The organism is Bacillus sp. FSL K6-3176 (genome assembly GCF_038003325.1).
GTDB lineage: Bacteria > Bacillota > Bacilli > Bacillales > Bacillaceae > Bacillus > Bacillus altitudinis.
Genome location: NZ_JBBOOX010000001.1, coordinates 2084808 through 2100015, shown reverse-complemented (window position 1 = coordinate 2100015; position 15208 = coordinate 2084808). Strand labels below are relative to the sequence as shown.

Annotated in this window: 16 protein-coding genes; all 16 read left to right on the top strand. The window is 40.9% G+C overall.

What is annotated here, in order from left to right; genetic code table 11:
• Positions 1–102 precede the first annotated feature (102 nt).
• The 16 genes from trpE to MHB38_RS10720 all read left to right on the top strand — a co-directional run bounded on the left by trpE (position 103) and on the right by MHB38_RS10720 (position 15188).
• On the top strand, positions 103–1650 hold the full coding sequence (trpE, locus tag MHB38_RS10795) for an anthranilate synthase component I (RefSeq protein WP_017359756.1): 1548 nt from the start codon (positions 103–105) through the stop codon (positions 1648–1650).
• Positions 1622–2644 carry an anthranilate phosphoribosyltransferase gene (trpD, locus tag MHB38_RS10790; protein ID WP_268390149.1) on the top strand — a complete coding sequence of 341 codons (1023 nt, stop codon included), beginning with the start codon at positions 1622–1624 and terminating at the stop codon, positions 2642–2644. The genes trpE and trpD overlap by 29 nt, the downstream gene beginning before the upstream one ends.
• A complete protein-coding gene (gene trpC / locus MHB38_RS10785; RefSeq protein ID WP_048003157.1) occupies positions 2637–3389 on the top strand; it encodes an indole-3-glycerol phosphate synthase TrpC in 753 nt (250 codons plus the stop codon). Before trpD ends, trpC begins: the two co-directional genes overlap by 8 nt.
• Complete coding sequence (locus tag MHB38_RS10780) at positions 3386–4054, top strand: phosphoribosylanthranilate isomerase (protein ID WP_017359753.1); 669 nt, start codon at positions 3386–3388, stop codon at positions 4052–4054. Before trpC ends, MHB38_RS10780 begins: the two co-directional genes overlap by 4 nt.
• The gene (trpB, locus tag MHB38_RS10775) at positions 4035–5234 is read left to right on the top strand and encodes a tryptophan synthase subunit beta (protein WP_007500937.1); all 1200 of its coding nucleotides are present in this window, start codon (positions 4035–4037) and stop codon (positions 5232–5234) included. Before MHB38_RS10780 ends, trpB begins: the two co-directional genes overlap by 20 nt.
• Complete coding sequence (gene trpA, locus MHB38_RS10770) at positions 5231–6034, top strand: tryptophan synthase subunit alpha (protein WP_007500934.1); 804 nt, start codon at positions 5231–5233, stop codon at positions 6032–6034. Before trpB ends, trpA begins: the two co-directional genes overlap by 4 nt.
• Before the next feature lie 11 nt (positions 6035–6045).
• On the top strand, positions 6046–7143 hold the full coding sequence (gene hisC, locus MHB38_RS10765) for a histidinol-phosphate transaminase (protein ID WP_017359751.1): 1098 nt from the start codon (positions 6046–6048) through the stop codon (positions 7141–7143).
• Between the two features lie 115 nt (positions 7144–7258).
• Positions 7259–8374, top strand: coding sequence for a prephenate dehydrogenase (locus MHB38_RS10760; RefSeq protein ID WP_017359750.1), 1116 nt, complete (start codon positions 7259–7261; stop codon positions 8372–8374).
• Positions 8375–8384: 10 nt separating this feature from the next.
• Positions 8385–9671, top strand: coding sequence for a 3-phosphoshikimate 1-carboxyvinyltransferase (gene aroA, locus MHB38_RS10755; protein WP_017359749.1), 1287 nt, complete (start codon positions 8385–8387; stop codon positions 9669–9671).
• A gap of 289 nt (positions 9672–9960) precedes the next feature.
• Positions 9961–11232 (top strand): tetratricopeptide repeat protein, encoded by a 1272-nt coding sequence (locus MHB38_RS10750; RefSeq protein ID WP_035702924.1) that lies wholly within the window; start codon positions 9961–9963, stop codon positions 11230–11232.
• Between the two features lie 75 nt (positions 11233–11307).
• Positions 11308–11847 (top strand): ReoY family proteolytic degradation factor, encoded by a 540-nt coding sequence (locus tag MHB38_RS10745; RefSeq protein WP_008344562.1) that lies wholly within the window; start codon positions 11308–11310, stop codon positions 11845–11847.
• 61 nt (positions 11848–11908) lie between these two features.
• Complete coding sequence (locus MHB38_RS10740; protein WP_017359747.1) at positions 11909–12355, top strand: YpiF family protein; 447 nt, start codon at positions 11909–11911, stop codon at positions 12353–12355.
• 144 nt (positions 12356–12499) lie between these two features.
• Positions 12500–13006 carry a ubiquinol-cytochrome c reductase iron-sulfur subunit gene (locus MHB38_RS10735; RefSeq protein ID WP_007500911.1) on the top strand — a complete coding sequence of 169 codons (507 nt, stop codon included), beginning with the start codon at positions 12500–12502 and terminating at the stop codon, positions 13004–13006.
• A 2-nt stretch (positions 13007–13008) separates the two neighbouring features.
• Entirely contained in the window at positions 13009–13683 is a 675-nt protein-coding gene (qcrB, locus tag MHB38_RS10730) for a menaquinol-cytochrome c reductase cytochrome b subunit (RefSeq protein ID WP_003215804.1), read from the top strand.
• Between the two features lie 41 nt (positions 13684–13724).
• Positions 13725–14492, top strand: a complete 768-nt coding sequence (locus tag MHB38_RS10725) for a menaquinol-cytochrome c reductase cytochrome b/c subunit (RefSeq protein WP_008344567.1) — start codon at positions 13725–13727, stop codon at positions 14490–14492.
• Positions 14493–14594: 102 nt separating this feature from the next.
• Entirely contained in the window at positions 14595–15188 is a 594-nt protein-coding gene (locus tag MHB38_RS10720; RefSeq protein WP_017359746.1) for a DUF1405 domain-containing protein, read from the top strand.
• Positions 15189–15208: the final 20 nt, after the last annotated feature.

Here is a 15208-nt window from a genome sequence, read left to right as displayed (position 1 = left end):
CTGCCTAAAAGAGCGAAGCCTCTTTTAGGCTTATTTCGTATACTCAAACAAATCCTCAAGATGTCCCCTCATTCTCCTTAATTCCATTTAAGGAGTGTGCTTATGAAATCCCAATCAAACCTTACCCAATTTTTAAGAGACAGCCAGTTTTACAAAACCATCCCGATTGTTGAAACCATTACAGTTGATACGCTCTCACCCATTCAAATTGTTGAGAAACTGAAACAGGATATTGTGTATTTGCTAGAAAGCAAAGACGAATCTTCTAGCTGGTCGAGATATTCCTTTATCGGATTACATCCTTTTTTAACATTACATGACGAGCAAGACCATTATATTGCTCGTGACGCTGCAGGAAAGTCAGTGATGCAAAAAGCGGAGCTGAAAGAGTTGCTTGACTGGATGAAAGAGCAATATCAAATCAAGACACCTGAAATTGATATCCCATTTACTGGCGGAGCCGTAGGGTACTTAAGTTACGACCTCATTCCCAACATTGAGCCGTCTGTCAAGCCGCATCCGAATGCATCAACAACAGATAATTGCACATTATTTGTTTGCCAAACAATGATCGCATTTGATCATGAAACAAACCAAGTTCATTTTATTCAGTACACGCAGCTGAACGGTCATGAAACAGACGAAGAAAAAATTCTGGTTTATCGAGAAAATCAAAAGCAGCTTGAACTGATGGTACAGCAGCTTCATACAAAAATTGATATGAAAGAACTGATTATCTCAGGGAATATGAATGAACCCCCTTCGTTTGAACAGGTGACGTCTACCTATGAAAAAGCAAAATTTTTAAAGGATGTCGAAAAAATCAAGGAGTATATTCGAGCGGGTGATATCTTCCAGGGTGTACTTTCTCAGCGTTTTGACATTCCAGTGACAGTGAGCTCATTTGAATTATATCGTGTGCTTCGGATCGTCAATCCATCACCGTATATGTATTTTATGAAATTAAAAGATCGAGACTTAGTGGGAAGCTCGCCAGAACGATTAATCCATGCGAAAAACGGTCACTTAGAAATCCATCCAATTGCTGGTACAAGAAAACGAGGAATGACAAAAGAAGAAGATGATGCACTAGCAAGAGAGTTGCTCGATGATGAAAAAGAAAAAGCAGAACATTACATGCTAGTGGATCTGGCTCGAAATGATGTGGGGCGTGTGGCAGAGTATGGCAGTGTGTCTGTCCCAACTTTTACAAAAGTCGTGAACTTTTCGCACGTCATGCACATTATTTCTATTGTGACAGGGAAGCTGAAGCAGGATACACATCCAGTAGATGCACTTATGTCCGCTTTTCCAGCAGGCACATTGACAGGCGCCCCAAAAATTAGGGCGATGCAATTATTAAACGAAATGGAGCCTGAGCCAAGAGAGACGTATGGCGGCTGTATTGCCTATATTGGTTTCGACGGCAATATCGATTCCTGTATTACCATTCGCACAATGAGCGTCAAACATCAGACTGCTTCAATACAAGCAGGTGCCGGCATTGTCGCTGATTCCGTTCCAGAAAACGAATGGGAAGAGACATGTAATAAGGCAGGAGCACTTCTAAAAGCCATTCAGCTTGCTGAACATATTTTCTCAGAAAAGGAGAGTGTGCCAAATGAATCAACGACTATCAGCTCTTGTTAATGGAGGAAAACTATCAGAAGAAGAAGCGAATGGCCTGATGCATGATATGATGAGCGGCTCGTTAACAGATGCTGAAGTCGCTGCTAGTCTATCTATTTTAGCGCATCGAGGAGAAACCGCCGAAGAAATGACAGGCTTCGTGAAAGCCATGAGGCAGCATGCAGCACCAGTGGAAAGGTCACTTGATGTCGTTGATACGTGCGGGACAGGAGGCGACGGTTTATCAACATTTAATATATCAACAGCCGCTGCCATCGTTGCTTCGGCTGCTGGGGCGAAAATCGCCAAGCACGGAAATCGTTCCGTCTCCTCTAAAAGCGGGAGTGCTGACGTGCTAGAATGTCTTGGTATTCAAATTCAATCCACACCTGAAGAAACAAGACGGCAAATACAGCAGAAAAACATGGGCTTTTTATTTGCACCGCTCTATCATTCTTCGATGAAACAAGTAGCCACCGTACGCAAGCAGCTCGGATTTCGGACGGTATTTAACTTATTAGGACCGCTTTGCCACCCGATGCAGGCCAAAAAGCAAATCATTGGTGTGTATGCAAAGGAAAAGGCAAAGCTCATGGCGAAAGCTCTTGCTCCTTTAGAGCCAGAACATGTCCTGTTTGTTTGCGGAGATGATGGGCTGGATGAATTAACCATTACAGCAAATTCATACATCATTGAACTCAAAAAAGGTGTCATGACAGAATATACGTTAAACCCAGAAGACTTTGGACTTGAAAAAGGGCATTTATCAGACATTCAGGTCCAATCACCAGAAGAAAGCGCCAAATTGATTCAGAATATATTGAATTATCAAGCGGGTGGAGCACCGCTTCATATTACAGCGCTTAATGCTGGGGCCGCATTATATGTGGCAGGAAAAGCAGAGAGTCTGATGGCAGGGACAATGAAAGCATTAGAAACGATCAAAAACGGATCAGCTAAAGAACAATTAGCCCGTCTAAAACAAAAAACGAAAGAGGAAGAGATCTATGCTTAATCAAATTATCGCCCGTAAAAAAGAACATGTGCAAACCTTGCAATTACCTGAGGAAGGACATTATGAAAGACAATCATTTAAAGAAGCCCTTATGAATCCTCACCGCTCGATCGGACTGATTGCTGAGGTGAAAAAAGCGTCTCCTTCCAAAGGCATCATTCAGCCTCATTTTGATCCTTTACAGACAGCAAAAGCATACGAAGCATCAAATGCAGATTGTTTATCTGTCTTAACGGATGAACCGTTTTTCCAAGGGAAAAACGAATATTTGTCTCTTATTAAAGAACACATCACACGTCCTATTTTAAGAAAAGATTTCATTATTGACTCTATACAAGTAGAAGAATCGAAACGGATAGGGGCAGATGCCATTTTATTAATTGGAGAGGTGCTTGAGCCGCAAAAGCTGTATGAGCTCTATACAGAAGCGAAAGAAAAAGGAATGGATGTCCTCGTTGAAGTACATGCAGCACATACACTAGAAAAGATTTTACACCTATTCACTCCTGAGATCATCGGTGTGAACAACCGGAATCTCAATACGTTTACAACAACTGTTGAACAAACAAAAGAGATCGCGCCACTTGTTCCAAAAGACGTATTACTAGTAAGTGAAAGTGGCATAAAGACATTTGATGATCTGACCTTTGTGAAACAGCACGGAGCAAACGCCGTTCTTGTTGGTGAATCTTTAATGAGGGAACGATCACAGGAGAAAGCCGTTCAGGCATTGTTCGGAGAATGAAGAAAATTAAGCCTTACTTAAAATATTGCGGTGCTGTCTCACAAGAGGATGTCGCATGCATCTCGCAATCTCAAGCGGATGCCATCGGTTTTATTTTTGCGCCGAGTAAAAGACGAGTTGATCCAGATCAAGTGAAACACTGGCTGTCACAAGTAAAATGCAAAAAAGAGATAGTGGGGGTATTTGTGAATGAAAAAACACCAAAAGTGTGCGAGATCACAAACAACCTCCCCTTAGATATTGTGCAGCTTCATGGCGATGAGACGCCAGAAGTTGCAAATGACATTAAACAGCATACGAAGGCGCTCGTTTGGAAAGTGTTCCATCACGAGCCCGATGTAAACGACACACTTGAACATATGACGGCATTCGCTCCAAGTGTCGACGGTTTTCTCATTGATGCGAAAGTAAAAGGAATGAGAGGCGGTTCTGGAACAGCTTTTGCATGGGAGGCGGTGCCTTCATATGTTCAGCATGCAAAACAACTGGGAAAAACTTGCGCCATTGCTGGCGGGATCACGCCAGACACCATAATAGATCTGCTTGCTTTTGGTCCAGACGTCATAGACCTTTCAAGCGGTATAGAAGAAAACGGGAAGAAAAGCAGTACAAAGATGAAAGCGCTCGAAGAAAGGATGTTGAACCATGTACGCATATCCAAATGAGATTGGCAGATATGGAGAATTTGGAGGGAAATTCGTTCCTGAAACGCTCATGCAGCCACTAGAAGAGATCGAACAAGCTTTTCGTGAATTAAAAGAAGACCCTGCTTTTCAAAAGGAATATATATCGCTTTTGAAAAACTATTCAGGCAGACCAACCGCACTCACATATGCTGATCAATTATCGGCATATCTCGGCGGTGCTAAAATCTATTTAAAAAGAGAAGATTTAAACCATACAGGCGCTCATAAAATTAACAATGCGCTTGGGCAGGCACTGCTAGCGAAAAAAATGGGGAAATCAAATATTATCGCCGAAACAGGAGCAGGTCAGCACGGTGTAGCTGCTGCAACAGTGGCCGCAAAATTCGGTTTATCCTGCACTGTATTTATGGGAAAAGAAGATGTGGAAAGACAATCACTCAATGTGTTCCGAATGAAACTACTCGGCGCTGAAGTCATACCTGTTACTAGCGGGAACGGAACATTAAAGGATGCAACCAATGAAGCCATCCGCTATTGGGTCCAGCATTGCAGTGACCACTTTTATATGATTGGCTCAGTCGTTGGACCTCATCCGTATCCTCAAATCGTCAGTGAATTTCAGCGGATGATCGGAGATGAGGCAAAAGCACAGATACTTGAAAAGGAAGGGCAGCTTCCTCATAAAGTCGTTGCCTGTGTTGGCGGCGGAAGCAATGCGATAGGAATGTACCGGGCGTTCTTAGATGAAGAGGTCGATATCATTGGTGTAGAAGCTGCTGGGAAAGGAATCGACACTCCGCTTCATGCAGCAACCATCACGAAAGGGACAAAAGGTGTCATACATGGATCTTTGACATACTTGATCCAAGACGAATTTGGTCAAATTATTGAGCCTTATTCGATTTCAGCTGGATTAGACTATCCGGGGATTGGGCCAGAGCATGCGTATTTGCATGCGAGCGGCCGGGTTCAATATGTGAGTGCGACAGATCAAGAAGCACTAGATGCGTTAAAGCTGCTCACAGAAAAAGAAGGAATTCTGCCAGCGATCGAATCTGCACATGCTTTAGCAAAAGCGTTTGAGATGAGCCAGAACATGAGTGAAGACGACATTGTTCTTGTCTGCTTGTCAGGCAGAGGAGATAAGGACGTGCATACATTAATGAATGTGCTTGAAAGTGAGGGTGAAACAAAATGATCACATTTCAATTAGAGCAAGGTCAGAAATTATTTATTCCATTTATTACAGCGGGTGATCCATCAGAAGAGATCACCATTGATTTAGCCCTCGCACTTCAATCAGCAGGGGCACATGCGATTGAACTAGGTGTTCCGTATTCCGATCCGTTAGCGGACGGCCCCGTCATTCAAAGAGCTTCTAAAAGAGCACTTCATCATGGTATGAATATCGTAAAAGCGATAGAATTAGCAGGAAAGATGAAAAAAAACGGCGTAAAAATTCCTGTAATTCTATTTACGTATTATAATCCTGTGTTACAATTAGACACAGAATACTTTTTCGCTTTACTGCGCAAAAATCATATTTCGGGACTCTTAACACCCGACTTGCCTTTTGAAGAGAGCAGCGAGCTACAGAAGAACTGTCAAGCACACGACATTTCATATATATCACTCGTTGCACCAACAAGCAAGGAACGATTAGAAAAAATTGTAGAGCAGGCAGAAGGTTTTGTGTATTGTGTTTCATCTCTCGGCGTCACAGGTGTCAGACAATCTTTCGACGCATCGATTACAGATTTTATTCAACAAGTGAAACAGTTGAGTCAAATACCAGTTGCTGTAGGTTTTGGTATTTCAACAAGAGAACAAGTAGACTCAATGAATAAAATGAGTGATGGTGTCGTTGTCGGCAGTGCGCTTGTCAAAAAAATTGAAGAGCTTCAAGAACAATTAGTAGCAAGTGATACACGCCAAGAGGCTTTAAGAGAATTTGAAACATATGCAAAAACATTTAGTCCCCTCTATTCATTCAAATGAGGTGAAACATTTTGCAAATCAAAGATCAATTAAAACAGCTAAAACCGTATCAACCTGGGAAACCAATTGAAGAGGTCAAAAAAGAATATCAATTAGACAAAATTGTGAAATTGGCTTCAAATGAAAACCCTTTTGGATGTTCCACACATGCAAGAGAGGCTATACAAGCTGAACTTGAACATTTAGCGATTTATCCAGACGGATACAGCGCAAGTTTAAGAACGGAACTGGCTGAGTTTCTTCAAGTAAATGAAAAACAATTAATATTCGGGAATGGCTCAGATGAACTTGTGCAAATTATTGCTAGGGCATTCCTTGATCAACATACAAATACGGTGATCCCATCTCCGTCATTCCCGCAATACCGTCACAATGCAGTAATTGAGCATGCAGAGATTAGAGAAGTACCACTTCTAAATGGTGGAGCTCATGATCTAAAGGGAATGCTGGATGCGATGGATGACAACACAAAAGTCGTTTGGGTGTGTAACCCGAACAATCCGACAGGAAATCATTTGTCAGAATCTGAGCTAGTATCGTTCTTAGATCAAGTGCCTGCTCATGTGCTTGTCGTTCTAGATGAAGCATATTTTGAATATGTCCGCGCAGAAGACTTTCCGAACAGTTTATCTCTATTAAAAGCCTATCAAAATGTCATTGTATTGCGCACATTCTCTAAAGCATATGGACTTGCGGCACTTCGAGTAGGTTATGGGGTTGCTTCAGAGGAATTGATTACCGCCATTGAACCTGCGAGAGAGCCATTTAATACAAGTCGTATCGCTCAGGCAGCTGCACGTGCAGCCATTAAAGATCAAGACTTCATTCAATCGTGCAGACAAAAAAATGAAGCAGGTCTTAAACAATATCAAGAATTTGCAGACCGTTTTGGATTATTTATCTATCCATCTCAAACAAACTTTGTGCTGATTGATTTTAAAAGAGATGCAGATGAGCTGTTCAATGCACTTTTGAAAAAGGGCTATATCGTTCGATCTGGTCAAGCTCTCGGATTCCCAACTTCTTTACGTATTACTGTTGGAACAAAGGAGCAAAATGAAGAAATCCTAACTACACTTGCCGATTTATTACAAGGCATTCGTGCGTAGCATAACAATGAAGTCATATCCTGTTTATGGGATATGGCTTTCGTTGTAACTCATCCAATATACATATAAGCTAGAAACAGCTTGTTTAATTTTCGCGAAAAATCAGGTGATGAACATGAATGAAGCAAACGAAACCATATTAATCGCTGGGCTCGGTTTAATTGGTGGTTCTATTGCACTGTCGATTAAAAAAGAATTTCCACATAAAAAAATTGTAGGCTATGATGTCTCTAAAGAACAAATGATTGCTGCAACAAAACTAGGGATCATCGACGCGACTGCCGAGTCCTTTATGGAAGGCTTAAATGAAGCAGCAACGATTATTTTGGCAACGCCAGTACAACAAACCGTCAAAATGTTAAGTGATATTGCAGCATCTGGAATTGAAAGAGAGCTCACGATTACGGATGTAGGGAGCACAAAGCAAAAGGTCGTTCACTTTGCTGAAAAAACGTTGCCTGATCATTACCAATTTATTGGCGGGCATCCGATGGCAGGGTCTCATAAATCAGGTGTCATTGCAGCGAAAGACTTTTTATTTGAAAATGCATTCTACATTTTAACGCCAGCAAAGGTAACAAGTCGTCAGGCTGTTGACCGTTTGAAGGATCTGCTGAAGGGAACCAATGCTCATTTCATTGAAATGACACCCGAAGAACATGATGCTGTGACAAGTGTGATTAGTCACTTTCCACATATCGTCGCTGCCAGTCTTGTGCATCAAGCGCATCATTTTGAAGAAGAATTTCCTCTTGTAAAACGGTTTGCTGCTGGAGGCTTTCGAGATATTACCCGTATTGCATCAAGTAATCCTGCAATGTGGCGCGATATCCTTTTGCACAATAAAAACAAGATTTTAGACCGATTTCATGAATGGAAAAAAGAGATTGACCGCATTGAATCCTTTGTGCAACAAGAAGATGCTGAGGGGTTATTCTCTTATTTCCAAGAGGCCAAGGAATATCGCGACGGCCTGCCTCTGAGGAAAAAAGGAGCTATCCCTGCTTTTTATGATCTTTATGTCGATGTGCCGGATCATCCTGGTGTTATTTCGGAAATTACAGGATATCTAGCAAATGAAAACATCAGTATTACAAATATCCGTATTATTGAAACGCGAGAAGACATTAACGGGATTTTACGCATTAGTTTTCAAACAGATGACGATCGAAAGCGGGCAGAACTCTGTATAAAAAATAGAGCAAATTACGATACATTTTATGCTGATTGAGGTGAGGAAGATGAAAATTCATAAAAGTGCTCCTATGAATGGAGAAATTCATATTCCAGGAGATAAATCCATTTCTCATAGATCTGTGATGTTTGGCGCTATTGCTGACGGTACTACAGTAGTAAAAAACTTTCTTCCTGGCGCTGATTGTTTAAGCACGATTGATTGTTTTAGAAAAATGGGTGTCGACATCGAACAAAAAGGTACAGATGTTGTCATTCATGGTAAGGGACTAAAAGGACTTAAAGAGCCGAGTGATATTCTCGATGTCGGTAACTCTGGCACGACTATTCGTTTAATGATGGGAATCTTGGCTGGCTGTGAGTTCCACAGTACGCTGATCGGAGACGAAAGTATTGCCAAAAGACCGATGAAACGGGTAACAGGTCCGCTAAGACAATTAGGAGCCAAGATAGATGGCAGAGCAAGTGGCGAGTATACACCGCTTTCTATACGTGGGGGCAATTTAAAAGCTATCTCTTATGAGTCTCCGGTTGCAAGTGCGCAAATTAAATCGGCTGTCCTTTTAGCTGGACTGCAGGCAGAAGGAACAACGACGTTAACTGAACCGCATAAATCAAGAGACCATACCGAAAGAATGTTATCAATGTTTGGTGTCTCGCTACATGAAGATGCACAAAGTGTTTCAATTGAAGGTGGACAAACGTTAAAAGCAACAGATGTATTTGTCCCTGGAGATATTTCTTCAGCTGCATTTTTCTTAGTGGCTGGATCTATCGTTCCAAACAGCCGGATTGTATTGAGAAATGTCGGTTTGAACAAAACGAGAACTGGTATTATAGATGTGCTAAAACAAATGGGTGCAGACCTCGACATTCAAGAAGTGGATGCTAAAGGCGGAGAACCGTACGGTGATTTAACGATCTCTACCTCTTCATTAAAAGGGATCGACATTTCAGGTGATATGATCTCTAGACTGATCGACGAAATTCCTATTATTGCGCTCCTAGCTACTCAAGCAGAAGGAACAACGATCATTAAAGATGCCGCTGAATTAAAAGTGAAAGAAACCAATCGTATTGATACAGTCGTTTCAGAACTTAAAAAACTAGGTGCTCATATTGAAGCAACAGATGATGGAATGAAGATTCATGGTAAAACGAGCCTTAAAGGCGGCGCAGTCGTCTCAAGCTACGGAGATCATCGAATTGGTATGATGTTAGGAATTGCGGCATGTATAACAGAGCAAGCAATCGAGATTGAAGATACAGATGCAGTACGTGTATCTTACCCAAATTTCTTTGAACACATTGAATACTTAACGCAAACAGTCTGAGGATTTCCTCAGGCTTTTTCTTTCCTTTTGCATATTTGAAAGAACTATAGCATAGCTTGTCTCAAGGTGAAACCTTGAAAAAGAGCATTTTGCTGATTCAAAAACAATTTTTTAGTGTATTCGGTTTACAAATCGTCAGTTTAGTAAAGTATTGATTGAAAAAGAGTCTTCAAAACACAAAAATGGCTTCATGTTAAAAGAGCAACATATTTGCTGGATATGCAGCTGTCGATTATGATATGAAGTAACAACAGTTTAGGTTTTTGGAAACAGAAAGGAACGGTTTGATTTGAATAGTTCATTACAAGAAGCCATAAAATTAGTTGAGGCGGGTGAGACTGAAAAGGGACTCCAAACACTTGCTCAAGCAGAGAAGCATCTTCATGATGAAGAAAAAGCGCAGGCAGCTCAGTTATATTATGACTGGGGAGATATTGATAAAGCGCGGAATCTCATTAGTGATTTACATGATTTATATCCAGAAGAAACAGGATTAACCTGTTTTTATGCAGAGTTGTTAATAGACTCTGATGAAGAAGAGAAGGCAATAGCAGTTCTTGAAACGATTCCTGAAGATGACGATGCGTATCCAGAGAGTTTATTGTTAATGGCAGATTTGTATCAAATGCAAGGACTATTTGAAGTCAGTGAACAAAAGCTTTTAAAAGCGAAAGAGTTACTACCTCATGAAGCCGTCATTGATTTTGCTTTAGGGGAATTGTATTTTTCTCAAGGTCTTTCAAAGAAAGCAGCCGACTATTTCTACAAAGTGGCCGATCAACAAAATGAAATTGGCGGTGTCAATGTATATCAGCGGCTCGCTGAATCATTAAGCACAGCTGGAGAATTTGAAGATGCCCTTGAATGGTATGAAAAGGCTGTAAAGGATCAAGTGGATCCAAATACACTTTTTGGCTACGGATTTACAGCGATGAGGGCTGGCAGAACGAAAACGGCTATTCAGCAGCTTTCTGAACTAAAAGATATTGATCCTTCGTATTCGTCACTTTATATGCCTTTAGCCAAAAGCTATGAGGAAGAAGGACTATATCATGAAGCTTTAGAGATAGTAAAAGAAGGAATTAAAGTGGATGAGTATAACAAAGAGTTATATTTATATGGGGCAAAGATTGATTTGAAAAATGGCCATTCGGAAGATGCGAAAAAATTGCTTCAAGAAGCACTTGCTCTTGATCCAGGATATATTGAAGCGGTTCAAACGCTGCTTGCGATCTATTTAAATGAAGAGCTGTTTGATGAAATTCTGGATGTGATTAAAGAGGTTAAAAGTTTTGGGGAAGAAGATCCAAAATGGAATTGGTATGCTGCTTCTGCTTCTGTCGGACGAGAAGAATACGATGAAGCCGCTGAGTATTTCAAACTTGCTCTGCCTGATTTTGATGAGGAACGTGACTTTTTATATGAATATGCTTCGTTCCTTTTAGAAGAAGGCAGACAAAAAGAAGCCTTGCCGTTATTACGAAAAGTTCTTCAGAAAGATGGCACGAATGAAGAAATTGAAGAAACGATTTTAAGAATTGAAGACGAAATTTCCTTATAGTTTGCAGGAATGAAGAACTGGTTTGTTGAATAATTCATGTATAGCAATTTAATTTACGATAGAGGAGGGAATAACATGCAGACCCCTGTTTCTGTCAATGAAAAGAAGGAATTTATCCGGTGGTTCTTAAACCATTATCAGTTAAAGCGAAGAGAGTGTGTTTGGATATTAAATTATTTAATGAGTCACGACTCTTTGATGGAAAAGGTTCATTTTGTAGAGCAAGCAGAATTTTGCCCAAGGGGAATTATTATGTCAACACACTGTGTGGATGAAGTTCCCTTTAGATTTTATAAAGAAAATATCATGACGACAGATGCAGAAAAATCATTTCATGATATTCGTTTGAATAAACAGCAAGATTTGTTTATTCAATTGAATTTCCGATCTGCATATCGTTCGCCGGAATATGCCGCTGTACTTGAAACAAATCCTCATATTCCTAAAGATCTTTATGAAAATGAAAAAGATAAAGATCTTGCTGAGAAAGTGCTAGAGCATTCTATTGCTACTTTCCAAAAAGAACGGCTGATGAAAGAAATCGATGAAGCGCTTGACCGTCATGATCAAGAAACATTTAATAAGTTAGCAAAAGAATTAAGCCTATTATCATAAACCAAGCCAATAAGCCTTGCCCTATACAGGCAGGGCTTATGTGATGAAAGAGGGGAACTAGATGAAGTTTCAGGCGGAGGACGCGGATCTCTTTTTACAATCTAAAGATTACATTGATACCGCTATCATTCCATTAGTTGGGATTAATGCGAGCCATATCAAACAAACCGTGTCTTTAGGTGAGTTTACAATGCTTGTGGCAGAAGATCTTGAAAGGCAACTGAAAGGCAGAGTGTTTCTTTTTCCTCCACATACATATTTAGAAGTAAATCATCGTAAGCAAGAAGACATACTTGCAGTAAAACAATCATTGCAAGAACATTTTCAGCATGTTGTGTTTATCACATCTGATAACAAATGGAAAGAACAGCTAGAAGTGAGCGAATCGGCATTTATATTGCAGTCTGTTCCGCTTGAGCATTTAAAGGTCAATTTAAAGCAAAAAGTCATTCAAGACAGTGTAGAACAAATTTTGAACTTTTTGTTACAAAAATGGAACCCTTCATAAAAACCCTTACATTTGCATTGTACATAGCTTTTTAGGCTGTTGACCTTGTGAATAGATTGATATATTATGAGGGTGTCCTAGTTTTATGAAATTTTTTCTAATTCAGTTATAAAGTAGCTGACGACCTGAGGGGGGGAGAAAAAAATGAGCGAGAAGAGACATGGAGTGTCCAGGCGTCAATTTTTGAATTACACGTTGACCGGCGTGGGGGGATTTATGGCCGCTGGAATGCTCATGCCTATGGTTCGCTTTGCGCTTGACCCTGTGCTAAAAGGAACAGAGGATCAGGATATGGTTCAAGTTGTCAGTGTAGATGAACTGACAAAGGAACCGAAGCGCTTTGACTTTAAAATTGATCAAGTAGATGCATGGTATGAGTCAAAGGAATCTAGGTCTGCATGGGTGTACAAAGAAGGGGATGAAATTGTCGCTTTATCGCCAATCTGTAAACATTTGGGATGTACAGTGAACTGGAACAGTGATCCGAAAAATCCAAACAAATTTTTCTGCCCATGCCATTATGGGCTGTACGACAAGGATGGTACAAACGTACCCGGAACTCCACCGCTTGCTCCGCTTGACCATTATAAGCAGCAAGTGAAGGACGGATACCTCTATCTTGGAAAAGCTGTGCCGAAAGGGGAAGGGTAACGATGCTTAACAAGATTTACGATTGGGTAGATGAGCGGCTGGACATCACACCGATATGGAGAGACATTGCGGATCATGAAGTGCCTGAGCACGTCAATCCAGCACATCATTTCTCTGCTTTTGTGTATTGTTTTGGCGGTTTAACGTTTTTTGTGACGGTCATTCAAGTCCTTTCGGGCATGTTTTTAACGATGTATTATGTACCGGATATTAAAAACGCATGGGAATCTGTCTATTATTTGCAAAATGAAGTGGCATTTGGACAGATTGTTAGAGGGATGCACCACTGGGGTGCGAGTCTAGTCATTGTTATGATGTTTTTACATACGCTGAGGGTCTTTTTCCAAGGGGCGTATAAAAAGCCTAGAGAGCTAAACTGGATTGTCGGTGTGCTCATTTTCTTTGTGATGCTTGGACTTGGTTTTACAGGATATCTTTTACCGTGGGATATGAAGGCGCTATTTGCGACGAAGGTTGGTCTTCAAATTGCAGAGGCGACACCTTTCATTGGGAAAGAGATTAAAACGCTGCTTGCAGGTCATCCTGACATTGTAGGTGCACAAACGCTGACGAGATTTTTCGCTATCCATGTCTTTTTCTTGCCAGCGGCATTATTTGGGCTGATGGCTGCCCACTTTATTATGATTCGTAAGCAAGGAATTTCTGGACCGCTGTAAAATTTTGCGTTTGATGAATGTTCAATGAGGAGGGGATGACTTTGCATAGGGGAAAAGGGATGAAGTTTGTCGGAGATTCTAGAATACCGGCAGAAAGAAAACCTAACATACCTAAAGACTATTCCGAATATCCGGGAAAAACCGAAGCCTTTTGGCCGAACTTTCTTTTAAAGGAATGGCTTGTAGGTGCTGTTTTTTTAATTGGATTTCTTGTCCTAACTGTTGTTCATGCACCTCCGCTTGAGCGGATGGCTGATCCGACAGATACGGGCTATATTCCGCTGCCAGACTGGTATTTCCTATTTTTATACCAGTTGTTAAAATATGAGTTTGCTGCAGGGAGCTATACGGTAGTTGGCGCAATGATTATGCCTGGAATTGCGTTTGGTGCTCTTTTACTCGCACCATTTCTTGATTCTGGTCCTGAACGTAGGCCATATCGAAGACCAATTGCAGTTGGAATGATGATTCTTGCAGTTGGTGCAGCAACCTATTTAACATGGGAGTCTGTTGCTACTCATGACTGGGAAGCAGCAGCGAAGCAAGGTGAAATCAAGAAAGAAGCAGAGATTGATACCTCAGCTGAAGAGTATAAAATTTATCAAGAGCAGACATGTATCTCCTGTCACGGAGATAATATGCAAGGCGGGGCAGCTGGACCGTCACTTGTTGACAATGGCTTAGCACCAGAGGAAATTGCGAAAATCGCTGTAGAAGGAAAAGGCAACATGCCTAAGGGTATTTTTAAAGGTAGCGATGAAGAACTTGAAAAGCTCTCAAAATATTTATCTGAGGTCAAATCTAAATAATTCAGTTGTTTAAATGCAAGTACAAGGATATACTCAAAAAGAGAAAAAAGCTGGCGCTGTCAGCTTTTTTCTGATTTTAACAGATCGTGAGTGAAGAGAAATATGAGATGGATTCAATATTTGCTAGCCACACGCTACATGCTTGTGCTGGTGCTCATTGTCAACTTTCTTGGTACTGTGTACGGCTACTACTGGTATATCCCGCAGCTCGTTGAGACGCCGGCTATCTTTTTACCTTTTGTTCCAGACAGTCCGACGGCAAGCTTTTTCTTTTTATTTGTATTACTAGCCTTTCTAATGAAACGCCATGCTCCTTATTTTGAAGCACTGGCCCTTGTCACCTTGATCAAATATGGATTATGGGCTGTAGGGATGAATCTTTTCGTGCTCGTTTCTGTTGATGATTTTCCTTGGGAAGGATATATGCTAATTGGTTCGCACTTTGCGATGGCGGTACAGGCTGTGTTATTTGCGCCGTATTATCGTTTTCAAATGCGTCATTTGGTTGTAGCAGGCATATGGATTTTACATAATGATGTGATTGATTATGTATTTGGAATGATGCCGCGTTATTCTATGCTTTCTGCCTATTCAAATGAGATCGGCTACGTGACGTTTTGGTTAAGTATTGCCGTTCTTCTTGTTTCGTATTATCTTGTCATCTCGAAAAAATCGGTCAAGCTTGAACTCCCTTAACAATGTTGGTCTAACCTTGT